This window comes from Bacteroidota bacterium, assembly GCA_016714535.1.
Lineage (GTDB): Bacteria > Bacteroidota > Bacteroidia > AKYH767-A > OLB10 > JADKFV01.
Genome location: JADKDR010000013.1, coordinates 47,544 through 70,051, shown reverse-complemented (window position 1 = coordinate 70,051; position 22,508 = coordinate 47,544). Strand labels below are relative to the sequence as shown.

Sequence of the window (22,508 nt, the reverse complement as noted above, 5' to 3'; positions counted from 1 at the left end):
TTTACCTTACTTTTGTAAAAAAAAATCAGGATGAAACCGAACATGATTTATACTGACGAATATATTGATTTAGAAGAAAAATATAGTGCCCATAACTATCATCCATTGCCGGTAGTAATTTCAAAAGGCGAAGGAGTTTATGTTTGGGATGTTGAAGGCAAAAAATATTACGATTTCCTATCAGCATATTCGGCCCTTAATCAGGGACATTGTCATCCACGCATTATCGATGCATTAATATCTCAGGCAAAAGAGTTGCATTTGGTTTCGCGCGCATTTCATAACGACCTGCTCGGTGAGTACTCACAATTTATGTGCAACTTATTTGGCTATGATAAGCTGTTGCCTATGAATAGTGGTGCCGAAGCAGTGGAAACCTCCTTAAAATTAGCTCGCAAATGGGCTTATGAAAAAAAAGGCATAGCACCCAATGAGGCCGTGATTTTAGTTTGCAGTGATAATTTTCATGGCCGCACTATTTCTATTGTATCCATGAGTACCGACCCTGAGTCGCGTGGAAATTTTGGACCACACACACCAGGCTTTCAAGTTATTGAATATAATAATGTAGATGCATTGGCCACAGCCCTTGAGAACAAAAATGTTGCTGCATTTTTGATAGAGCCAATACAAGGCGAAGCAGGAGTGCAAATTCCGCACGAAGGTTATCTGGCCAAAGCCTACCAACTATGCAAGCAAAGTAATGTATTGTTTATAGCTGACGAAATTCAAACCGGCATTGGCCGCACCGGAAAGATGCTTGCCTGTGACCACGAAGGGGTTCATGCTGATATGCTTGTTCTTGGAAAAGCACTATCGGGTGGTGTATTGCCAGTGTCGGCAGTACTTTGCAGTGATGAGGTTATGCTGTGTATAAAGCCCGGGCAACATGGAAGCACCTATGGTGGCAACCCGCTTGCTTGCCGTGTAGCTATGGCTGCAATGAGTGTGGTACTTGATGAAAGACTACCTGAAAATGCAGCAAGATTAGGCAACTTGCTCAAATCTGAATTGATTAGACTTCAATCTCAAACAACTATAATAAGTGCCGTTAGAGGCAAAGGATTATTTTGTGCCATTGATATTATTCCCGAAGGAAATATTAATGCCTGGAATGTTTGTATGAAGTTTAAAGAAAACGGATTACTCGCAAAACCTACGCACGATTATATAATCCGCTTTGCACCTCCATTGATTATAAGCGAAGAGCAACTAATGGATTGTATTGACATTATACGCACGAGCATATTATCAATGAAATAATTGCCGTGGTAAAAAGCACTTACTTAATCGCACTATTCCTATTAGCAAACCTTGCATGCCAAGCACAAAACATTGCTGTGTGGCACGATTTATATAACCGTTTTAGAGTTTTTGACAAAGGCACATTCAAGCAATTGGAAGATTTGAAAGTTGAGAAATATGCCTTGGGATTTGACTGGGTGGCATATATCACCAATGCCGGCAATTTCAGAGTCTACCGCAATGGACAAATTTCGGATATTACCGAGGGCGCTTTTATCACTTCAATAAGTGAAAATGCATCCCTTCTGAGTTTTACTTTAGGCAAACAATTGGATGTAATAAGTGGCAAACGCAATCAAACTCTGAGCACATGGGCTGAGTTTGTGGTAACAAGTGATAGTCTTGTGTTTTATAAAGATGGTATGCAAACACAATACTACGTATACTATAAGGGTGACACCTACACGCTTGACGATGTATCTGCCATTGACCGTGATTTTGAAAAACGCTTTTCACTTGGCAAAAACACCTTGGCATATGTAAACAGCTCAAACAGGCTTAAAGTGCTGTATCATGGCGAGTTTTATGGATTGAGCGATTATAGCCCCATGCTTAAATTTGTGGCAGGCCAAAATATTGTTGCCTATACCGATCGCGATGGAATAAATTTTAAAGCATTTTGGCAGGGAAATGTATATGATATAGATATCAATGCACCGCTAGAGATGATGGCAGGCAACGATATGATTACATACATTAACATGAACGAAGAATTGATGACTTTTTATAATGGAAAAAACTACAAAGTTGATGGCTTCAGGCCAAAAACCTATCAGTGCACTGACAGTTTAATCATATTTACAACCACTAACAATTATACCAAGGTTTGGTACAACGGAAAAACGTATACACTTGACAATATCATTCCGCAAAAAATAACTGCCTCGCAAAGCAAAGTATCGTGGACAGATCGTAACGGCTGGCTTATGCTTTTTGATGCAGGAAAAATTATAGAAGTTACAAAAGAACAAGTAACCAATCCTGAACTTCAGGGAAATGTGCTCATTTATACACTAGGAAGAAACGATACAAAAGTTTTTTGGAATGGCAAAGTGTATTAGAGTTGTGCTGTGAGAGCAGAAACTTCAAAACCGTAACATAGCTCATCTTATGTTGCATAACATTCGGACTATTGCACAAACAACTGCAAAATACTTTGCGCAATCTTAGCAGGCTTTCCGTTACGAGAATCAACATTTACAAGTGTTACCTCTCCGCTATTAATTAACACATTTGCTGCATTGTACGTTTGATGTGTAAACTGCAATCTAGTATCCCCAATCAATTGCACTGCAGATCTTATTACCAAGGCATCATCGTAATAAGCCGGTTTAAAATATTTTATTTTAAATTCCAACACAGGCATAATAAATCCGCTATCTTCAATGCTCTTATACGTAATACCATTTTCTCGTAGCAACTCCACGCGGGCTACTTCAAAATAAATTGCATAATTACCATAATAAACATAACCCATTTTATCAGTTTCGGCATAGCGTACTCGCAAATGATATTCGGCATTCAACATAAAAATAATTTTCAAATAAGATGCAAAGGTATTTTATCAAATAAAAAAATCTATTTTCGCAAGTAATAAAACCGAAATGAGAAATATTTCATATCTACTTTGCTTACTCGCAGTCGTTGCCTGCCGCAGCAGCAAAGTATCGTTAATGCCTCGCATAGAGGCTGGCACTATGGCATTAAAGGCAGACTTAGAAACACCTGCCGACACCGGCTTTACTAATTTGATTGCCCCATATAAAATTGAAATTGATAAACAATTTGGAGAAGTAATAGGCACATGCAGCACTCCATTAACCAAGTCAACCCCTGAGGGTAATCTGGGAAATTTTGCAACAGATGCATGCATGCAATATGTAGCTTCATTAAATAAGTATGGTCGAGTTGATTTTTGCTTCTTAAACAATGGTGGATTGCGCAAATCAATAGCTGTGGGCGATATTAAAATTTACGACATGTTTGAGTTAATGCCTTTTGATAATGAAATTACGATTGTTGAAATTACTGGTAGCACGTTACTTAAACTTGCTGATTTTATTGCTGCCAAAGATGGTATGCCGGTATCAGGAATTCAATTGACCATTAAAGACCAAAAAGCAGTAAGCATAACTATTAATCAATCACCTATCGATACTTCACGAACCTATACATTGATGACTTCAGATTTTCTTGCCAACGGTGGCGATAAACTCACCGTACTTGCTAATCCGGTTAATCGCATAAATACTGGAATATATATACGCGATATACTAATCAATTATATTAAATCGCTAACTAATCAAAATAAAACGGTTGAGGCCAAACTAGAAGGGAGAATTACCAATGTCAAGTAGAAGAACATTTATTAGTCAAATCTCTGTTGCCGCTGCAGCAGCAGGCTTGGCACAATTGCCTTTTGAGGCCAATGCCTCTAGCGAAATTGTAAAACTTACCGTGTTGCATACAAACGATGTACATAGTCATATTGATCCCTTTCCAGAAAACGACCCTAAATATCCGGGTTTGGGAGGAGCAGCAAATCGATATGACCTGGTTACAAAAATTCGAAACGAAAATAAAAATCTTCTTTTGCTTGATGCAGGAGACATATTTCAGGGTACTCCTTATTTTAATTTATACAAAGGCGAACTTGAAATGAAACTAATGAGTCGCACACAGTATGATGCAGGCACAGTAGGCAATCATGATTTTGATTTAGGAATAGATGGACTTGTAAAACAACTACCTCACACAAACTTCCCATTGCTAAATTGCAATTACGAAATTAAGGGAACATCACTTGAAGGAAAATTTTACCATATAAAATTTTTGAAAAAGAAGATATTCGAATAGGCGTTTTTGGAGTTGGCATAGATTTAGCAGGGCTTGTAAGTGAAAAACTTTGGAGTGGACTTGTTTATACCGATCCTTTGCAAAAAGCTGCCGTAATTACCCATACACTAAAACATCAAAAAAAATGCGATCTTATAATTTGTCTGTCGCATTTAGGATTTAAGTATCAGGATGAAAAAGTGAGCGATGTAGTGTTGGCTCAGAAATCGCTTAACATCGATTTGATTATAGGAGGACACACACATACACTGATAGAAAAGCCCTATGAATACCGCAATCGTGATGGTAAAAAGGTGCTAATTGCTCAGGTTGGCTTTGGTGGCGCTTATTTAGGAAAAATAGATTTCTATTTTGAAAAAAAATCTAAGAAATTTTTGAGTTCCGGTAGTAATGTAAAAGTGATTGATTATGCAAGAGGGTAAAGAAAATATTTTCACTTTTTTTTCTTCAGCTTTGTGTTGCGCAATAAAAATCTAAATTTATATTTGCACCACGGTTGACAGGAAAAAACCTATTTCACTTTAGAACTTCTGTTTACTCCTTTAGAATAAATCAAATCTTATAAAGCCTTTTATTTTTTAATGATGGAAAAAAATTTTGCAAGTGTTTGGGATAATTGTATCAAACTCATAAAAGACAATGTAAGCCAGCAAAATTTTAAGACTTGGTTCGAGCCAATTAAACCAATAAAATTAGAAAGCAACATCCTTACCATTGAAGTTCCCAGTCAGTTCGTTTATGAATGGCTCGAAGAACACTACATTGACTTGTTGCGTAAAACTATAAAAAAGGAATTAGGCACGAGCGGACGTCTCGAATACAGTATCGTTATGCAAAACGTAAATCACAACGACAAACCTTACACTGTCAAATTTCCTGGCAAGACAACTGGTGATTTAAAAAACTCCACGGTAAATGTTCCTGGTACTTTGTCTGGAGCTATACCTAATCCATTTGTAATACCCGGATTAAAAAAGTTGGAAATAGACTCACAACTAAATGCAGCCTATACTTTCGATTCATTTATCGAAGGCGATTGCAATCGCCTGGCACGCAGTGCCGGTTATGCAGTAAGCAAAAAACCGGGAGGCACTTCATTTAATCCACTATTAATCTATGGTGGTGTGGGTTTAGGAAAAACACATTTAGCACATGCTATTGGAATTGAAATCAAAAATTTGTTTCCGGAGCTTACTGTTCTTTATGTACCAAGCGACCGTTTTATTCATCAATTTATTGATGCGGTAAAAAACAATGCTCAAAACGATTTTGTACATTTCTATCAAATGATAGATGTATTGATCATAGACGATATTCAGTTTTTCTCAGGAAAAGAAAAAACACAAGATGTGTTTTTCCAAATTTTCAATCACCTTCATCAAAATGGTAAGCAATTAATACTTACCTCTGACAAAGCTCCGGTTGATTTGCAAGGAATGGAACAACGACTTTTATCACGATTTAAGTGGGGTTTAAGTGCCGACCTGCAAGCACCCGATTTAGAAACTCGCATTGCTATCCTGAAAAAGAAAATGTATCTTGATGGTATTGAATTACCTCCTGAAGTTACTGAGTATATTGCCTACAGCATTACCAATAATATTCGCGAATTAGAAGGCGCCCTTATTTCGATAATTGCCCAGGCATCGCTAAACAAAAAAGCTATAACGCTGGAGCTTGCTAAGCAAATGATAGATAAGTTTGTGAAAAATAATTCGCACGAAATATCTATCGACTATATTCAAAAGGTAGTATGTGATTATTTCGACCTTCCTTTGGAACTGATGAAGTCAAAAACACGCAAACGTGAAGTAGTGCAAGCCCGACAATTAGCCATGTATTTTAGCAAGAGTTTTACCAAATCGTCACTTTCTAATATAGGAATGCACTGCGGTGGAAAGGATCATGCCACTGTTTTGCATGCCTGCCGAACAGTAAATAACTTGATTGAAACCGATAAGAAATTTAAAGCTCAGGTTCAGGATTTACACAAACTAATAAGTATTAACACCAAGTAACACGAACTAAAAACAAAATCAGAAAAACTCCGGCAAAATTGCCGGAGTTTTTTTTTGTAGATAAATCAATTCGAATGCCCATGCTAACTGCTAATCATCGATTCAAAAAAGAAAAATGCTTAGCTCTGATTGTTAGTATTAAGAAGAGCAACACATTAGCAATACAATATTCCTATCAGGGATTTGGAAATTATGCATACAGAAAAAAATATAACGTCCATCAAAGTTTCTTGATGCGATTAATTTAAATGTTTCGTCTAAACTAATATTGAGAGTTATACGAGGTAAACTCATATTAACAAGATAAGGCATTCTACAACAAAATAAGAAAGACACCTGCTGAAAAATGTGAGAATAAACGTCCCTTATACCCTACTCATGTAGCTAATTTCAACTACGTTCTTTCTTAAGCGGCAACACATTTTACATTCGTCTTACACACTAAGCACAAGCCAATAATCGTTAGTTCCTAAAATTACGGATATGAAAACATTCATAAAATTATTCTTTATAGACATAATGCTATGCTTATTTAGCGAAGCGCAAATTACAGATTACAAGAAAAAAGACGTTGGCTTTAGAGAAGGCGATATAATTTTTCAATCGAACGATGCCGGACAGGGCTTAGCAATAAAACTAGCCACACATAGCCAATTTACCCATTGCGGAATTGTATTTAAAGACAATGAAAAATGGTATGTGCTCGAAGCCATACAACCTGTATGTGTTACCCCGTTACAAGACTGGATAGCAAGAGGCGATGATGGCTTTTACAAAGTAATGCGCTTACAAGATGAATCGCGTCTTGATGAAGCAACTCATTTGCGGATGAAAACATATGGTAAAAAATTAGTTGGGAAAAATTATGATTTCCTTTTTGGTTGGAGCGATGAGAAACTGTACTGTAGCGAACTGGTTTGGAAAATTTACAAAACTGAAGGCATCGAAGTTGGCAAACTGCAACAGCTTAAAGAATTTGATCTCACGCACCCGATTGTTAAGAACCAACTATACCAACGTTTTAACCATCAGGTACCTTTGGAAGAAAAGGTAATATCTCCACAAGCGATTTACGAAAGCAAATTGCTGAAACCAATTAATTAGATTCAGTTATAATTCATGTTTGCATTAACTAATATTTTCTTTTCTTTTGCATCGCATCTCTAATCGAAGACACTAAGCATTTTTTGTATGATGCGCTAAGAATAAATCCCATTGACTAAGGTTTACAAATTTATACATTTTCATATCAGTTGGTATTACTATCGTGTTTGCCCTATTATTGGCTGCATGCACTGTTGCACACTATATAAGTCCTAAGCAATCTGGCTACTTACTATTCCTATCATACATTTTCCAATATATCTATCTGGTTTGTTTACTAGTGGCCTTATACTGGTTTATCAGACAAAGGGTGATGTTATTAGTTCCGCTTATTCCATTAATGATGGGCTTTAGCATCTTTAGCAGTTGTTTCAATTTTTATAAACGCACCGTTAAAACTGATAGTTCAACCACAATAAAGGTTGCCAGTTACAATGTACGCTTGTTTGATCTGTATAATTGGACCAAAAACAAAGAAACACGGAGCAAAATCATGAGGCAATTGGACACCATGGATGTGGATGTAATCTGTTTTCAGGAATTTTTTACTAATGACAATCCTAAAGCCGGGTTCGAAAACATTGATACATTGAAACAAATTTTAGATATGCGTTATGTGCATTATCTCTATACTTCTACGTTAAATAAAACTGAGCATTTTGGATTAGTTACCTTCTCCAAATTTCCAATCATCACAACCGGAGAGGTTAAAATAAATTCGCGACACACAAATGGCTGTATTTTTACTGACATATACACCAAGGGTGAAATAATAAGAGTATATAATGTGCATTTAGAATCAATGCGTTTTGATAAAAAAGATTATAAATTGGTAAATAAATTGGAAGAAGGCGTGGGCAATAAAAACGATTTTGAAGTTGCCGGTAGCCTTAGCCATAAAATTCGCCATGCTGCTAAACTGCGTGCTTCACAAGCAGAAATTATTCATAAACATGTACTAGGTTGTAAACGAAAATTATTATTGGTAGGCGACTTTAATGACACTCCTGCTTCTTACACCTATCGGGTACTTAGCTATAAACTGGATGATTCTTTTAAAGCCGGTAACATAGGTTTTGGTTTAAGTTATACCCAGTTTTGGCCGGGCTTCCGTATCGACTACATTTTGCATTCCAAGAATATAAAGACGCTAGACTATAAAACGATCAAAAACAATCTTTCGGATCATTATCCTGTTATTGCCACAATTGCATTTTGATAAAAGTATACCATCAATCTCTGACAAGAAGTTTTTTCTTTCATCTAAAATTTTTACTTTCGCAAACATTAATGCATAAGCAATGTCGCTCATTAGTGAAAAATTAAAAGCAGATTATTCGGTAGGCAACAGTTTTGTTGTTGGCGACCTGCAACCCTTTCGTTATAAATTATTTGTAACAGTAGGTCAAGATAGTTTTTCATTTGCCCTGCTTGATCATGACCACAATCAATTTTGCTGCATGAAGTATTATGATTTGACTTTTTCCAAATCGATGAATGAAGCAGTAAATATGTTGAATAAAATAATTTACGAGGAACCACTGCTTGGCTATCAGCATTATAAAAAGGCCGTGATATCGTTAGAGAGTCGAAAAAATGCTTTAATACCCAATGACTTTTACGATAGTAAGAATTTGAAACAATACTTTACATTGCAACATGACCTTGAAGGTTATGAAAACTTGCTGTGTGACAAACTTAAATTTGTAGAAGCACAAAATGCTTATGCCATTGATAGCACGTTGCTATATCTTTTACAAAACAACTTTGCACAACATTCCCAAGTTCATCACACAACGGCATTGCTTAATAGCCAACTATTAAGATTTAAGAACCGGGAAGAAAATTTCTTGTTACTCTATATTCTTAACCGCACTTTTTGTGTGACTATAATGCACGAAGGACGTTTGCTATTTTTTAACTCATTTGCTTACTTTAATCAGGATGACATCTTGTACCATACAATGAATGTATGCGAGCAATTGCACCTTGATCTATCGGATTTAAAAACTGAAATTGCTTATCAACACCCACAACTTTCCCCTTTTCACAATGTACTTTCCCAATACCTCCGCGATGTTAAACTTGCCGACCGTACTCCGAATCATCGATTTGCTATAGCATTTGAAGACATCCCCGGATATTGTTTTCCGGTTATTTTTGATCTTGACCTTTGCGTATAATCAGCGGTAAATGGCGTGGTAAAATAATAACTGCACCTGCAAACCTGCCGGTACGGCCAACTACTGACTTTGCTAAGACGGGACTCTTCAACATACTTAACAATTTACTTTCGCTCGAAGATGCTACTGTGATTGATTTATTTTCGGGAACGGGTAACATTACTTTCGAATGTCTTTCGCGTGGTGCTGCAAAAATTGCATGTGTAGATGCCTCAAAATTATGCACCCGCTTCATTACTGAAACTTTAAAAAAACTAGATGCAACCAATGTTCAGGTGATACATGATGATGTACTTTCATTTCTGAATACATGCTCGTTTCAAGCCGATCTTATATTTGGTGACCCACCTTACGAGTTTGCATACAAACAACAAATAGTGGAAACTATTTTTGCAAAGCAACTGCTTAATTCCGATGGGCTTTTTGTTTTAGAACATGGAAAGGAAGATAATTTTAAAGATCATCCGCATTTTATGCAGGAAAGAAAATACGGTATCGTGCACTTTACCTTTTTTTCTCAGGCTAGTGGCAATTCATCTACTATAAAAATATAAATGCTTTTGTCAGCTACCTTTTGGTTATGCTCATTGTAATTATGCATTTGCAATAATTGTCCCACCGAAGTAATAAACAAGTCTCTGCATTGGCTTTGGGTAGATTGCTCAACCATTTTTATTGCATTGGCAAAACTTGAGGTCATATTTTTAGCTTCAAAAAAAATAATCAGGTTGTTTGTAACCTCAAGGGCACGCTGTACCGCTATTTGCTGATTATAAAAAACAAACTCACCTGTATGGATAGCGCAATTGCACATTTGAATTAAATTAGCAAGCACAACCGCAGGCGAAATATTGGTAACCTGCTCGGCAGGGAATTGAAATTCGCTAATAAAACTATACGATTGTATATCCTGATAGTGAGCTTTGTCCCACTTCATATTGTCGAATAAGGTAACTAGTTGTTCTGCGAATACAATTTTATTTTCTGCATAAAAAAATCGAGCACCTTCAGTAGAAATAACCTTCAGAAACTCAAGCAAAAGGTCAGTATTAGTATCGTATGGAACAGGGGGTTCAATTTCGGAACCAGCCTGAGGAGAATTAGATACCAAAGCAGCACGTATTTTTTTTAAGATTTTTTCCTTTACAATGCGCTCTTCGTACATAGGCTAGGTTAACTTGTTGTGTTTTCTGGAATATCGGTAGATGTAACCGGTTCAGCTATGGTGCTGCTTCCGTTTAAATTAGCAGCTGCGTTTGTTGCAGCCTTTAGCTTTTCTGACTCATCTAAAAGATCTCTCTCAAAAGTACGTTTTCCAAAAATTGTTTCTAAGTCCTCTTTAAAGATAACTTCTTTTTCTAATAAGGTAGCTGCAAGAGAATCAAGTTTGCTTCGGTTTGCTGAAAGAATTTCCTTTGTATGTTGATAAGCGCTGTCAATAAGTTTTTTAACTTCTTCATCAATTATCTGCGCTGTTTTTTCGCTGTAAGGCTTAGTAAAAGTATAATCCTGATTGCCGCTGCTATCGTAAAAGCTGATATTTCCAATCTTGTCATTTAATCCAAATATTGTAACAGAAGCATATGCTTGCTTGGTAATCTTTTCAAGATCGCTTAATGCCCCGGTAGATACGGTTCCAAAAACTATTTCTTCGGAAGCGCGGCCTCCAAGTGCAGCGCACATTTCATCAAAAATTTGTTCTTTGGTAGTAATGCTGCGCTCTTCGGGCAAATACCATGCTGCTCCTAACGAGTTACCGCGCGGCACAATAGTTACTTTTACCAATGGCGATGCGTGCTCAAGCAACCAACTAACTGATGCATGACCTGCCTCATGGTAAGCAATTATTTGCTTCTCCTTTTGCGAAACTATTTTATTCTTTTTTTCTAGTCCACCTATGATGCGATCTACTGCATCAAGAAAATCTTGTTTGTCGATACTTTGCTTATTTCTGCGTGCAGCAATTAAGGCTGCTTCGTTGCAAAGATTGGCAATATCGGCACCCGAAAAACCGGGAGTTTGCCGTGCCAGGAAATCAACATCAACCGACTTGTCGAGTTTGGTTAATGGTCGCAAGTGCACTTTAAATATTTCTATTCTTCCGTTAATATCTGGAAGTTCTACATAAATCTGACGGTCAAATCGGCCGGGGCGTAATAAAGCGCGGTCAAGCACATCGGCTCTATTAGTTGCCGCTATAATGATTACACCGGTGTTGCTGCCAAAACCATCCATTTCGGTCAATAATTGATTGAGGGTGCTTTCACGTTCATCATTTGCACTAAAGGATGCGGCCTTGCCACGGGCACGACCTATTGCATCAATCTCGTCAATGAATATGATACTTGGTGCTTTTTCTTTTGCCTGACGGAATAGATCGCGTACACGGGATGCTCCAACGCCTACAAACATTTCCACAAAATCGCTACCTGATAAAGAAAAGAATGGAACTTGTGCCTCACCTGCTACTGCTTTGGCAAGTAAGGTTTTACCAGTACCCGGAGGGCCTACCAGTAATGCTCCGCGAGGAATTTTTGCGCCAAGCGATGTATATTTTTTCGGATTTTTTAAAAAGTCTACTATTTCCATTACCTCAACTTTGGCCTCTTCCAATCCTGCCACATCATTAAAAGTAACTTTTACATGCAGGTCCTTATCAAAAAGTTGTGCACGCGCTTTGCCAATATTAAACAATTGACCTCCCGGCCCTGAACCTCCCATTCTGCGTATGATAACTGACCATAGAATAACTAACAATGAAATTAAGAATACCCACCAGATAACAGAATCCCAAGTATTTTGCCGTGGTGTATTATCATAAGTGATTTCAATTTTCTCAGTCTCACTGTAGCCAAATTTGGCTTCGGCTTCTTCCAATTGCTTGGTAAACTCTGCAACATCGCCAATTTCAAAATAGTAATGAGGCCCTTTGTTAGGGGTTCCGGTAAATGGATTTAAACGCAAATCTCTATATCGAGCATCATTCTTTAACCGTTCATCTTTTATGTAAATATCTACCTGAACTTTTGCCAATACTTCAATTCGTGCTACATCTTTTCGTTGCAGCATTTCGCTCGAAAAGTTTTTCCAATTGGTTTTTACAGGCCCACTATTGCTTACAGCAATAGCAGCTGCTGCTAATGTAAAAAGCAGGATACCATAAATCCAATAAATATTAAAACTGAATTTTGGCCCGCCTATCTTGGGTTTATTTTCGCGCTTATCCGCACCTTTGTTTTCCGACATTAAATTATCTTATTCGTTTTGTATATAAATGATGTTCTATTTGCAAGTCGCTTGTATGAGCTCTATATTGTTTGTCCGGCAATTTAATAGAATCAATTTTTAGTTAATTTAACTAATTACCAGTCTGACTTGATTTTTTCTATGCTATTTGTTTTATTTCTGCATCGCCCCAGAGCCTTTCGAGGCCATAAAATGCACGCTTCTCTTCTACAAAAACATGGGCAATTATGTCAAAGTAATCGAGGAGTATCCATTCGGCATTAGCCACACCTTCAACATGCGATGGATCAATTTTCAGAAGTTTATAAACGACTTCCTCAACGGAACGGGCTATTGCTTCGGCTTGTGTGGTGCTAGTACCATGGCATACAACAAAGTAATCGCACATACTACCACTCAGTGCCCGCATATCCATTACGGTTATCTGATGCGCTTTTTTCTCTTGCATTCCGGCAACAATGGCGTCAAGCAAGCTTAATTCAACTTCCTTCTTTTTGGGCTTAGCCGCCTTTTTTACAACTGCCTTCGCTGGTGCAGCTGTCTTTTTAGTTTTTACTTCTTTGGTTTGTTTATTTTTTATTTCTTTTGTCATTAAAACGTATTTCGAAAATAATGGTTGCGAAGTTACTTATTTGTTGAAACTATTACTATACATTATTGCATGCAGGACCAATTCTATTTTCTTGACATTGTTGACAGTACCAACATATATGCTGCCAATTTGTTAGCTGCTAACCCTAAAAGTTTCACAACGATTGTGGCGCGCTATCAAATTGCGGGCCGCGGGCAACAGCAAAATAAATGGGAAAGTAACGATGGCGAAAACTTGCTTATGTCAACTATTTTTAAACCCAATCAACTTCACACAACTAACCTCTACTCGCTTTACATGGCTTCTTCGCTGGCAGTGTGCGCCCTGTTAGACAACCACCTGAATACCAAATCTGTTATAAAATGGCCGAACGATATTTTGGTTGACGGTTCGAAAATAGCGGGTATTTTAATCGAAAATTCTATTCGTGGCACACTTGTACAGGATTGCATTGTGGGTGTTGGACTTAATGTAAACCAACATCATTTTAGCACCTACAATATTCCGGCTGCTTCGATGCATACCATTGGCGGAAGTAATTATGACATAAAAGAAATTGCTTATAAGCTTTTGCAAAGTATTAAAAAGTATTTGGGCTTGTTAGATGAGGGTGACTTTGAAAATCTTCGGAAAGAGTATCTCGCTAAATTATATGGTTTTCAAACCTTGATTCCTTTTCGAAAAAACAAAATGATATTTAACGGAAAAATTATAGACATAAGTGAGACAGGCGGTCTGATTGTTTCTGTGGATGATGATGATATGCACAGTCAAATCAGCTTTTTTCAACCTAAAGAAATTGAATTTGTTTTTGATTAACCTTATAAAATTTAAAAATAAACTAAAAACAAACTCAAAGGATAGCGGCCGTATTAGCGGTTGCTTCTAAATATCTTTCCAAAAAATATTTGCTTGAAAAAATAAAAGATTTACCTTCGCGCCTCCAAAATCAGAATATTCAATAGGTCGCGTAGCTTAACTGAATAGAGCACCTGACTACGGATCAGGAGGTTCGGGGTTTGAATCCCTGCGTGACCACAAAAAAAGCGAACTAAAAGAGTTCGCTTTTTTATTTTTACTATGCTGCTTGTTTAAATCAGGAATTTCGCTGCTTAACAAGTTGCTTTAAGAGCGCAACTTCTTTCATTTTTTCGCGAGCGTTTATTGCGGGGCTTCCAAAAACTACTTCGCCCGGTGCTGTATCAGTACCAACACCCGATTGAGCTAACACAACCGTGCCCTTGCCTATGGTCAAATCCTTGTTGATGCCTGCCTGACCCCAGATAATTACTTCATCTTCTATGGTTGTTACTCCTGCTATTGCCCCAAAAGCAGCTATTAATACATTCCTACCCAATATACTATCGTGCCCTATATGCACATGATTGTCGAACTTTGTACCGGTGCCAATATAGGTAGTAGCACTTACTCCCCTGTCAATGGTGCACAAGGCGCCAATCTCTACGTTATCCATTATACAAACATCTCCTCCACTCAACATTTTATCATAACCAACTTCTCGCTTTTTGTAATAAAAAGCATCGGCACCTATAACCGTATTTGCATGAATGATGCAGTTATTACCAATGCGGCAATTGTGATATACAACAACGCCACTATGTAATACGGTGTTGTCGCCAATGATTGCATTGGCACCAATTGATACGTTGGGGTGAATAACGCAGTTGCTTCCTATTTTGGCCGAAGGGTCAACCATGGCTGTTGAGTGTATAGCTGGAAAAAACCTAGCAACTAAAAAATTATAGGCAGCAAACGGGTCCAGATGAATTAAGATGGACTTACCATCAGGCACTTCAATCTCCTTATTTATTATAATGGTAGTGGCAGCTGAGTTTATTGCTTTTGCATAATACTTGGGATGATCAACAAAAGTTACATCTCCCGGTACTACCCTATGAATCTCGTTTATTCCACATACTTCCTGATTTGCATTACCCGCATAGGGGCATTGCAGCATTTGAGCCAATTGAGCTACAGTAAGAACCGGATTTAATCTCATGTATTAATCGATAGTTGCCGAAAGTCCCCTTTCTAAAAGTGCAGTACACATAGGTTCCAACTTTCGAAAGTCGCCTTCTTTCACTATACATTTGCCATTAAAATGTACAATATGTGCACATTGTTCAGCTTGGGTTTCATCATGATTGCAAATTTGAACCAAACTTGTAATTACCCAATCAAAGGTATTTACATCATCATTGAATAAAACTATTTTATGAGATGGTTTTTTTTCTTCAAGCACCATCACATCTTCTTCGGTGTCGTATTGATAAGAAAAATCAACTTTATTCATTTGCAGATAAAAAATTTAGGAGGTGCAAATATAGTAATAAAAAAATTTAGTTGACAAAGAGATTTTTTAAGAGCCTGTTCAAGATTTATCGGTCCTAAAAATGGTTAAAAAAAGCGCTCTGACAGTCAAATCATAATCAGCAAAAAAATTTGCTATCTATACCTTTTTATCATTTCGTAAAACTCAAATTTCTTTTTTACAAACATAATAAACTCATACTGCGAAGCACTTTTAAGAAATTGGTCATTGACATTGCAGAAATCGATAAAATTGTCAAACTTATCATTATCGAGGTCGATTATTTGGTTAGCAACATACTTGGCTAAAAGCTCGCGCAGCAATTCTCTTCTTCTATCATCATTTCGCCTTTCAGCTATCTCGCGCTTGGCTCGCTCGCGCTTGCTAAACTGCTGATACAAAAAGGTTATAGGACTTTGCATGGCATCGGCACCATCTATAACATAGTCCTTCTTTTGGTATCCTAGTTTCTCTATATCTTTTTGAATTTCTTCAAGGTCGCGTGGCGCAAATACAGTTACTTCTTTCAATTGCACTTTCAAAATGGTTAGGGCAATTTGCTTTTTTATCACTGGTTGATAGTCCTCAGTAACCAAACATATTTTCTGGTTGGTATAGCCGGGAGCACTGATAAGTAAGGTATCGCTGTGTAGCATCTTGAAAGAGAAACCTCCGGTAGCACCCGAAAATATTCCTTGACGTGTTCGCAGGTTTATCAGCATCAGGTTATTGATAGGCATTTTTGTTTCTGCATCTATAACGGTACCGGTTAATTGGACACTTCGCAAAGAATCGTTTGCCCACTGGGCAACCAGTTTTTGGTTACACAGCAAGGCGAATGCTATCAGCAGGGCGAAAAAGAGTTGCTTCATTAACTTATAGCCTCTGTTGTTTTTGAATTTTCTTCTATTGTTGAATCGGAATGTGGATGTTCTTCGTGAAACACTTTTTTCTGAAAAATAATCATGATGGCTATACCTACACTGATTGCACTATCTGCCACATTAAAAACAGGTCGAAAAAACTCAAAATGTTCACCACCCCAAACTGGGAACCATGAAGGGAGCACAGCCGAAACTAGCGGAAAATAAAACATATCAACCACCTTTCCATGCAAAACCGAAGCGTAACCACCATCGGGCGGTAAAAACTGTGCTACCTGATAGTCGCTTGCTGAAAACAAAACACCGTAAAAAACGCTGTCAATTATATTTCCAAGGGCACCGGCAAAAACCATTGAAAGTGTTATAATAAAATAATTGTTGCCTGTAGGAATCACTTTGCGAAACAAATAATATCCCATAGCGCTAACAAATACGATCCGGAAAAAACTTAAAGCAAACTTTCCCAGTTGTCCTTCAAACTCAAGCCCAAAGGCCATTCCATTATTTTCAACAAAATGAATAAAAAACCAATTGGTTACCTCATGATTCTCGCCCAGAATAAAATTGGTTTTGATGTATACTTTTGCGAATTGATCAATTAGTAATATTACGAATACAATGAGTAACGACTTTTTCAACGAATTATAGTTTATTTATTATTTGAGTTCATCATCATGCCCTTTTGTTTTTTTCCTTGCTAAATAGATTACCAATGGAGCAAAAATTAAAAGTGCAATAATCAAAATCAATATCGTAAAGGACATTATTTATTTAAATATTTTATTTTAGGCTTTGCCAAACTTATTATTTGCCAAAAAATAAACGGCAAAGATGAGATATTATTTCACCCTTGCCGTCAACCTTTAGAAGTGCCTTTTGGCTTAATTATCTTTATACTGTTGCAGCTTGGCTTCCATACTTTGGGTAGTATGAGGTACAGCGCGCAATCGCTCTTTAGGAATAAGTTTTCCGGTAACGCGGCACACACCATACGATTTGTTTTCAATACGGATTAATGCATTTTCAAGTTGTTCAATAAATTTACGCTGACGGGCAGCTAATTGAACTGCTTCTTCCTTGGCAAGTGTATCGCTTCCATCTTCAAGCATTTTAAAAGTGCTTGCAGTGTCATCCGTACCATGCTCATTCGCATGATTTATTTGCTCTTGCAACAAAGTATACTCCTCGCGGGCATCGCTAACTTTCTTTGTTATCAATTCCTTAAACTCAGCCAACTCGGCATCACTGTAGCGTTTTTTTTCGCTGCCGTCTGCATTATATTGCACTGGAGTTGGAGCAGGTTTAGGACCCTCCTTTATTGGAATAATTATAGGATTCAACAATGCCGGGTTGACGGGTTTGTCGCGTAGGGCAATTTTCGGTGGCGCAGGTTCTCCAGCGTTTTTTGCACGCGAAGGCCTCGACCTGGGTTTGCCCATCGGCTTCATTCCATGTCTTGCTGGAGCTGCACTTGTTGCTGGTTTAGCTGGAGCTGCACTTGCTGCTGGTTTAGCTGGAGCTGCACTTGATGCTGGCTTGGCAGGGGCAGCACTTGATGCTGGTTTAGCAGGGGCAGGCTTGGCTTCCTTTTTTGCTGCAGGTTTCGACTCCTGCTTCACATCTTTCTTTGCGCCTGGCTTTGGGGGTTGTGCCTTTACTGGCATATTAACAACAGCCCTTGCTCCTATCGGTTTTTGGGCTGGTTTTGCAGCTGCCTTTTTAGGTGCCGGTTTAGCAACCTTTTTAGCTATAGGCTTTGCAGCCTTTTTTGCTACTGGTTTGCTCACTTTTTTTGCTACCGGCTTAGCCGCCTTTTTTGCAGCAGGCTTAGCTGCTGGTTTAGTTGCCTTCTTTGTTACAGGCTTACCTATTTTCTTACTCTTTGCTTTTGTAGCCATTTTCTTTAGTCCTTTCTTTAATTTTTTAACTTAATTAAATTAATCTTAATCATGCCTTAGTTACTGATACGGCCGCTGTTGTATTCTCGTCAAGCTCAATGCTGACAGCGCTTTCAAGCGATTCAACCGGTAAAAACTCTAATGAGGCTGCTAAAATTTCGCTGCAAATATATACTTTATTCATTTCGATAGCCCTTTTAACTATATCGTTTGCATTTATACCTACTATAATTTTGTCTGTAACATCAAAATCGCTCTCCTTGCGTATATTCTGCAAGCGGTTTACTAGTTCACGGGCGATGCCTTCATTCTGCAATTCTTCGGTAATTGAAATATCCAATGCCACTGTTAAGCGCCCGTCTGTTGCAACCTGCCATCCCGGAATATCCTCTGAAAGCACCTCGATATCTTCGGTGCTTAACTCAAAAACCTGATTATTTACAGTAAATGTTTGTTTGCCATTCTTTTCAAACACCATTATTTGCTCTGCATCCATTTCCAGTATCATTGCTGACAAATCTTTCATGGCTCCACCGGCTTTTTTTCCCAATACCTTAAAATTTGCCTTGGCCTTTTTCTTTAATATACCAGATGTATCGCTAAGGTATTCCAATTGCTTTACATTTACTTCGCTAAGCACAAGATTCTTGATTAATTCTACCTGCTCTTGCACTTTTTGATCACCCACCGGGAGCAAAATTTTTTGTAGCGGTTGACGTACTCTGATATTTACTTTTTTGCGTAGCGACAAAACAAGCGAACTTATATCCTGCGCCATCTGCATCCTGAGCTCCAGGTCCTTGTCTATATTGGTCTTATTTCCCTTCGGGAAATAAGCGATGTGCACCGACTGATGTTGATCTATACCCGTTACCGAATTCAAATTTTGGAATAACACTTCGGCATAAAACGGAGATACAGGAGCAATTAACCTAGCAACGGTTTCGAGGCTGGTGTAAAGCGTTTGGTAGGCTGCAATTTTATCTTCCGAGTACTCGCCCTTCCAGAATCGTCTGCGACACAAGCGCACATACCAGTTGCTCAGATGATCGCATACAAAATCCTGTATGATACGTGTTGCGCGTGTTGGCTCATAATCGTTGTAAGCAGCATCTACTTCTATTATCAAACTATGGAGCAATGATATTATCCAACGGTCTATTTCCTGACGTGATGATAAGACTACTTCTTTTTCCTTAAAAGTGAAATTATCGATATTGGCATACAGTGCAAAAAACGAATAGGTATTATGTAAGGTTCCAAAAAACTTGCGTTGTATTTCAACAATACCATCGGTATTAAACTTCAGATTTTCCCAAGGGTTGGCATTGCTAATCATGTACCAGCGGGTAGCATCGGGCCCATATTTGGCAAGCGTTTCAAAAGGATCAACGGCATTGCCAAGGCGCTTGCTCATTTTATTTCCATTCTTGTCGAGCACCAGTCCGTTTGAAACTACATTTTTAAAAGCTACCGAATCGAATATCATGGTACCAATGGCATGCAGGGTATAAAACCAACCTCTTGTTTGGTCAACACCTTCGGCAATAAAATCGGCAGGAAAGGCGCGAGCTGAGTCGTTGCCTTTTGCAAAGGGCAAAGCGGAATCATCGCCCAGATAATGAAACTGAGCATAAGGCATAGCTCCACTATCAAACCATACATCTATCAAATCCAATTCGCGTTTCATCGGCTTACCCGATGGAGCTACCAAAACTATATCATCAATGTATGGACGATGCAAGTCGAACGCATCTTTATTATCGGCAGTTACACGCTCAGGGAATGGATTCGATTTCATAAAACCTGCCGCCACCGATTTGTTTATTTCAGTATGAAGTTCTCCTAAGGTGCCAATGCAAATTTCTTCGTTGGCATCATCAGTGCGCCATATCGGAAGTGGAACACCCCAATAGCGTGAGCGCGAAAGATTCCAGTCTTGCAAATTATTGAGCCATTCGCCAAAGCGGCCTGTACCAGTATGTTCCGGCTTCCAGTTAATGGTTTTATTTAATTCCGCCATGCGCTCTTTACAAGCCGAAGCTTTTATAAACCAACTATCGAGGGGATAGTAAAGCACAGGCTTATCGGTTCGCCAACAATGCGGATAGGTATGTTCATATTTTTCAATCTTAAATGCGCGGTTGCTTGTTTTAAGCTTTACAGCTATATCTACATCTACCGACACATACTCGCTTTCGGGTTGGTCTTTGTAATTTTTTACATACCTGCCGGCAAAGTCTGTAACGGTATCTATAAACTTTCCTTGCTTATCAACTAAAGTAAGACTGCCAATACCGTGTTGCTTAGCAACTCGAAAATCATCGGCACCAAAACTGGGGGCTATATGAACTATTCCTGTTCCATCTTCGGTAGTTACAAAATCTCCGGGTATAATCTTAAATGCATCGCCTGTTTCAGGTTGGGCATAAGGCAAAAGTTGTTCATAACGCATACCTGCAAGTTGAGCACCTGCAATGCTTGTTAGTTTGCGATATGGTATTTGCTTATCTGTTGCTTTATATGCAGCAAAATCTAACAATTCATTTTGCTCATTAAAATATTTTGAAACCAATGCCGAAGCCAATATAACAAAGATGGGTAAATTTGTATACGTATTATACGTATAAATAACATCATACTTTATTTTATCGCCAACAGCAAGTGCGGTGTTGCTGGGCAGCGTCCACGGGGTGGTTGTCCATGCTAACAAAAAAATTTCGGCCGTATCATTCTGTGATAAGTTTCTGGCATTCGATATTAATGATTGACTCTCGGCATTTTGCAGTAAACGAAACTGTGCCACTACCGTAGTGTCTTTTACATTCTTGTAGGTCCCCGGCTGATTTAGCTCGTGTGTGCTCAATCCTGTTCCAGCAGCTGGACTGTAAGGCTGTATGGTGTATCCTTTGTAAAGTAATCCCTTCTTGTATAACAGGCTTAGCAAATACCAACAACTCTCAATATAATAATTCTCGAATGTGATGTAGGGATTATCCAGGTCAACCCAATAACCCATTTTACGAGTAAGGTCATCCCAAACATTTTTGTATTTCATTACCTCCTTGCGGCAAGCATGGTTATAATCATCTACACTTATTTTTTTTCCAATATCCTCTTTGGTAATGCCCATCGACTTTTCTACGGCAAGTTCTATTGGTAAGCCATGGGTATCCCATCCACCTTTGCGATTAACAATAAATCCTTTCTGCGTTTTGTATCGGCAAAAAATGTCTTTAATAGCCCTACCCATAACGTGATGTATGCCCGGCATACCGTTGGCCGAAGGCGGGCCTTCATAAAATGTAAAAGCTTCGGCACCAGCACGAGCCTTAATGCTTTGCTCAAAGGTGTCTTCAACTTCCCACTTAGCCAATACATCAGCAGCCAATGCGACCAAATCAAGCTGCTTATATTCCTTATATTTATTCATAATTTTTTTTTTGGAAAAAGGTGGCCAAAGGTAAGAAAGTTGACATGATACAAAAAGCAGCTAAAAACATACGCAGCAATTCATACTTAATAAGCACTTAAAACAGCAGAAGCTTTAGCCTTCCAAATAAATGTATTGAAATTACGAAATAGGTATTGGGAATTAGGAATTGAGAATTACGAATTACGAATTAAGAGGCACCAAGTGACCCATTAATTAACGAATGTTTTGAATGAAATTGAAAAAACAATTTTCCATCTGAAACCAAAAATAAAATGATACGAAAAACCCAGCTCAGTATATGTAGCCCCAGTTGGGGTGCATTAGCTTAGTAATGATGTTTTGAAATGTCTAATTAAATTATCCTTGTAGATTTGAGTTTTTTGAAAACAATAAACACATGCAGAATATAGCGGCCGCGCACCCGTGGCGCTACAGGGCGCTGCCTCACTAAGCCACCAAAGTAATTGTAGCTTTTAAAAAAAAATACAAAATGTTGTGTCAAGAAAAAGCTAAACGTAGATGTTGGATGGCGCCCTTTAGTGCCACCGGTGCGTAGTTGACTTGAGGCTTGAATTCAGCACAAGTCCAGGGCATAAGCGCCCCTACCTTTTTTACCCTCTTTTTAATCCAACTTGTATAATTAGCTTGTATAAG

The 22,508-nt window shown here is 38.2% G+C and carries 19 protein-coding genes, 1 tRNA gene and 1 pseudogene; 11 read left to right on the top strand and 10 right to left on the bottom strand.

What is annotated here, in order from left to right:
- The first annotated feature begins 42 nt into the window (after positions 1–42).
- Both rocD and IPO27_15905 read left to right on the top strand, forming a co-directional pair.
- Positions 43–1,263, top strand: coding sequence for an ornithine--oxo-acid transaminase (rocD, locus tag IPO27_15910; GenBank protein MBK8847926.1), 1,221 nt, complete (start codon positions 43–45; stop codon positions 1,261–1,263).
- A 77-nt stretch (positions 1,264–1,340) separates the two neighbouring features.
- Entirely contained in the window at positions 1,341–2,366 is a 1,026-nt protein-coding gene (locus IPO27_15905; protein ID MBK8847925.1) for a hypothetical protein, read from the top strand.
- 68 nt (positions 2,367–2,434) lie between these two features.
- Here the strand turns inward: IPO27_15905 and IPO27_15900 are convergent, their stop codons facing one another.
- Entirely contained in the window at positions 2,435–2,833 is a 399-nt protein-coding gene (locus IPO27_15900; protein ID MBK8847924.1) for an acyl-CoA thioesterase, read from the bottom strand.
- 76 nt (positions 2,834–2,909) lie between these two features.
- Between IPO27_15900 and IPO27_15895 the strand changes: the two genes are divergently transcribed.
- The 7 genes and pseudogenes from IPO27_15895 (at position 2,910) to rsmD (ending at position 10,020) form a co-directional block, all read left to right on the top strand.
- The gene (locus IPO27_15895; protein ID MBK8847923.1) at positions 2,910–3,662 is read left to right on the top strand and encodes a 5'-nucleotidase C-terminal domain-containing protein; all 753 of its coding nucleotides are present in this window, start codon (positions 2,910–2,912) and stop codon (positions 3,660–3,662) included.
- Positions 3,652–4,583, top strand: a pseudogene (locus tag IPO27_15890) (metallophosphatase). The gene IPO27_15895 and the pseudogene IPO27_15890 overlap by 11 nt, the downstream one beginning before the upstream one ends.
- A 162-nt stretch (positions 4,584–4,745) precedes the next feature.
- Entirely contained in the window at positions 4,746–6,179 is a 1,434-nt protein-coding gene (gene dnaA, locus IPO27_15885; GenBank protein ID MBK8847922.1) for a chromosomal replication initiator protein DnaA, read from the top strand.
- Positions 6,180–6,662: 483 nt separating this feature from the next.
- On the top strand, positions 6,663–7,283 hold the full coding sequence (locus tag IPO27_15880) for a YiiX family permuted papain-like enzyme (GenBank protein MBK8847921.1): 621 nt from the start codon (positions 6,663–6,665) through the stop codon (positions 7,281–7,283).
- 313 nt (positions 7,284–7,596) lie between these two features.
- A complete protein-coding gene (locus IPO27_15875; protein ID MBK8847920.1) occupies positions 7,597–8,502 on the top strand; it encodes an endonuclease/exonuclease/phosphatase family protein in 906 nt (301 codons plus the stop codon).
- Positions 8,503–8,584: 82 nt separating this feature from the next.
- On the top strand, positions 8,585–9,466 hold the full coding sequence (locus IPO27_15870) for a DUF3822 family protein (GenBank protein MBK8847919.1): 882 nt from the start codon (positions 8,585–8,587) through the stop codon (positions 9,464–9,466).
- Positions 9,457–10,020: a 16S rRNA (guanine(966)-N(2))-methyltransferase RsmD gene (rsmD, locus tag IPO27_15865; GenBank protein MBK8847918.1), complete on the top strand. Its 564-nt coding sequence runs from the start codon at positions 9,457–9,459 to the stop codon at positions 10,018–10,020. The genes IPO27_15870 and rsmD overlap by 10 nt, the downstream gene beginning before the upstream one ends.
- On the opposite strand, the gene IPO27_15860 is transcribed toward rsmD, so the two are convergent.
- The 3 genes from IPO27_15860 to rsfS all read right to left on the bottom strand — a co-directional run bounded on the left by IPO27_15860 (position 9,984) and on the right by rsfS (position 13,304).
- Positions 9,984–10,631 carry a hypothetical protein gene (locus IPO27_15860; GenBank protein ID MBK8847917.1) on the bottom strand — a complete coding sequence of 216 codons (648 nt, stop codon included), beginning with the start codon at positions 10,629–10,631 and terminating at the stop codon, positions 9,984–9,986. The genes rsmD and IPO27_15860 overlap by 37 nt on opposite strands.
- 8 nt (positions 10,632–10,639) lie before the next feature.
- Positions 10,640–12,712 (bottom strand): ATP-dependent zinc metalloprotease FtsH, encoded by a 2,073-nt coding sequence (ftsH, locus tag IPO27_15855; GenBank protein MBK8847916.1) that lies wholly within the window; start codon positions 12,710–12,712, stop codon positions 10,640–10,642.
- A 139-nt stretch (positions 12,713–12,851) separates the two neighbouring features.
- On the bottom strand, positions 12,852–13,304 hold the full coding sequence (gene rsfS, locus IPO27_15850) for a ribosome silencing factor (GenBank protein MBK8847915.1): 453 nt from the start codon (positions 13,302–13,304) through the stop codon (positions 12,852–12,854).
- 69 nt (positions 13,305–13,373) lie between these two features.
- On the opposite strand from rsfS, the gene IPO27_15845 reads away from it, so the two are divergent.
- Complete coding sequence (locus IPO27_15845) at positions 13,374–14,123, top strand: biotin--[acetyl-CoA-carboxylase] ligase (protein MBK8847914.1); 750 nt, start codon at positions 13,374–13,376, stop codon at positions 14,121–14,123.
- Between the two features lie 145 nt (positions 14,124–14,268).
- A tRNA-Arg gene (locus tag IPO27_15840) sits at positions 14,269–14,342 on the top strand.
- Positions 14,343–14,400: 58 nt separating this feature from the next.
- Here the strand turns inward: IPO27_15840 and IPO27_15835 are convergent.
- From IPO27_15835 to IPO27_15810, 6 genes are all read right to left on the bottom strand, one after another.
- Complete coding sequence (locus IPO27_15835) at positions 14,401–15,324, bottom strand: UDP-3-O-(3-hydroxymyristoyl)glucosamine N-acyltransferase (GenBank protein ID MBK8847913.1); 924 nt, start codon at positions 15,322–15,324, stop codon at positions 14,401–14,403.
- Between the two features lie 3 nt (positions 15,325–15,327).
- On the bottom strand, positions 15,328–15,618 hold the full coding sequence (locus IPO27_15830; protein MBK8847912.1) for an ATP-dependent Clp protease adaptor ClpS: 291 nt from the start codon (positions 15,616–15,618) through the stop codon (positions 15,328–15,330).
- Positions 15,619–15,770: 152 nt separating this feature from the next.
- Positions 15,771–16,508, bottom strand: coding sequence for a hypothetical protein (locus tag IPO27_15825; GenBank protein ID MBK8847911.1), 738 nt, complete (start codon positions 16,506–16,508; stop codon positions 15,771–15,773).
- Positions 16,508–17,158 (bottom strand): lipoprotein signal peptidase, encoded by a 651-nt coding sequence (locus IPO27_15820; GenBank protein ID MBK8847910.1) that lies wholly within the window; start codon positions 17,156–17,158, stop codon positions 16,508–16,510. The genes IPO27_15825 and IPO27_15820 overlap by 1 nt, the downstream gene beginning before the upstream one ends.
- A 243-nt stretch (positions 17,159–17,401) precedes the next feature.
- Entirely contained in the window at positions 17,402–17,806 is a 405-nt protein-coding gene (locus IPO27_15815) for a TraR/DksA C4-type zinc finger protein (protein ID MBK8847909.1), read from the bottom strand.
- A 661-nt stretch (positions 17,807–18,467) separates the two neighbouring features.
- Entirely contained in the window at positions 18,468–21,854 is a 3,387-nt protein-coding gene (locus tag IPO27_15810) for an isoleucine--tRNA ligase (GenBank protein ID MBK8847908.1), read from the bottom strand.
- Positions 21,855–22,508: the final 654 nt, after the last annotated feature.

Coding starts and splice junctions, on each gene's coding strand:
- IPO27_15830 (MBK8847912.1), bottom strand. CDS start 15,618: ATGAATAAAGTTGATTTTTCTTATCAATACGACACCGAAGAAGATGTG.
- IPO27_15845 (MBK8847914.1), top strand. CDS start 13,374: ATGCAGGACCAATTCTATTTTCTTGACATTGTTGACAGTACCAACATA.
- dnaA (MBK8847922.1), top strand. CDS start 4,746: ATGGAAAAAAATTTTGCAAGTGTTTGGGATAATTGTATCAAACTCATA.
- ftsH (MBK8847916.1), bottom strand. CDS start 12,712: ATGTCGGAAAACAAAGGTGCGGATAAGCGCGAAAATAAACCCAAGATA.
- IPO27_15900 (MBK8847924.1), bottom strand. CDS start 2,833: ATGTTGAATGCCGAATATCATTTGCGAGTACGCTATGCCGAAACTGAT.
- IPO27_15860 (MBK8847917.1), bottom strand. CDS start 10,631: ATGTACGAAGAGCGCATTGTAAAGGAAAAAATCTTAAAAAAAATACGT.
- IPO27_15870 (MBK8847919.1), top strand. CDS start 8,585: ATGTCGCTCATTAGTGAAAAATTAAAAGCAGATTATTCGGTAGGCAAC.
- IPO27_15880 (MBK8847921.1), top strand. CDS start 6,663: ATGAAAACATTCATAAAATTATTCTTTATAGACATAATGCTATGCTTA.
- rocD (MBK8847926.1), top strand. CDS start 43: ATGATTTATACTGACGAATATATTGATTTAGAAGAAAAATATAGTGCC.
- IPO27_15835 (MBK8847913.1), bottom strand. CDS start 15,324: ATGAGATTAAATCCGGTTCTTACTGTAGCTCAATTGGCTCAAATGCTG.
- IPO27_15895 (MBK8847923.1), top strand. CDS start 2,910: ATGAGAAATATTTCATATCTACTTTGCTTACTCGCAGTCGTTGCCTGC.
- IPO27_15875 (MBK8847920.1), top strand. CDS start 7,597: ATGTTATTAGTTCCGCTTATTCCATTAATGATGGGCTTTAGCATCTTT.
- IPO27_15825 (MBK8847911.1), bottom strand. CDS start 16,508: ATGAAGCAACTCTTTTTCGCCCTGCTGATAGCATTCGCCTTGCTGTGT.
- rsfS (MBK8847915.1), bottom strand. CDS start 13,304: ATGACAAAAGAAATAAAAAATAAACAAACCAAAGAAGTAAAAACTAAA.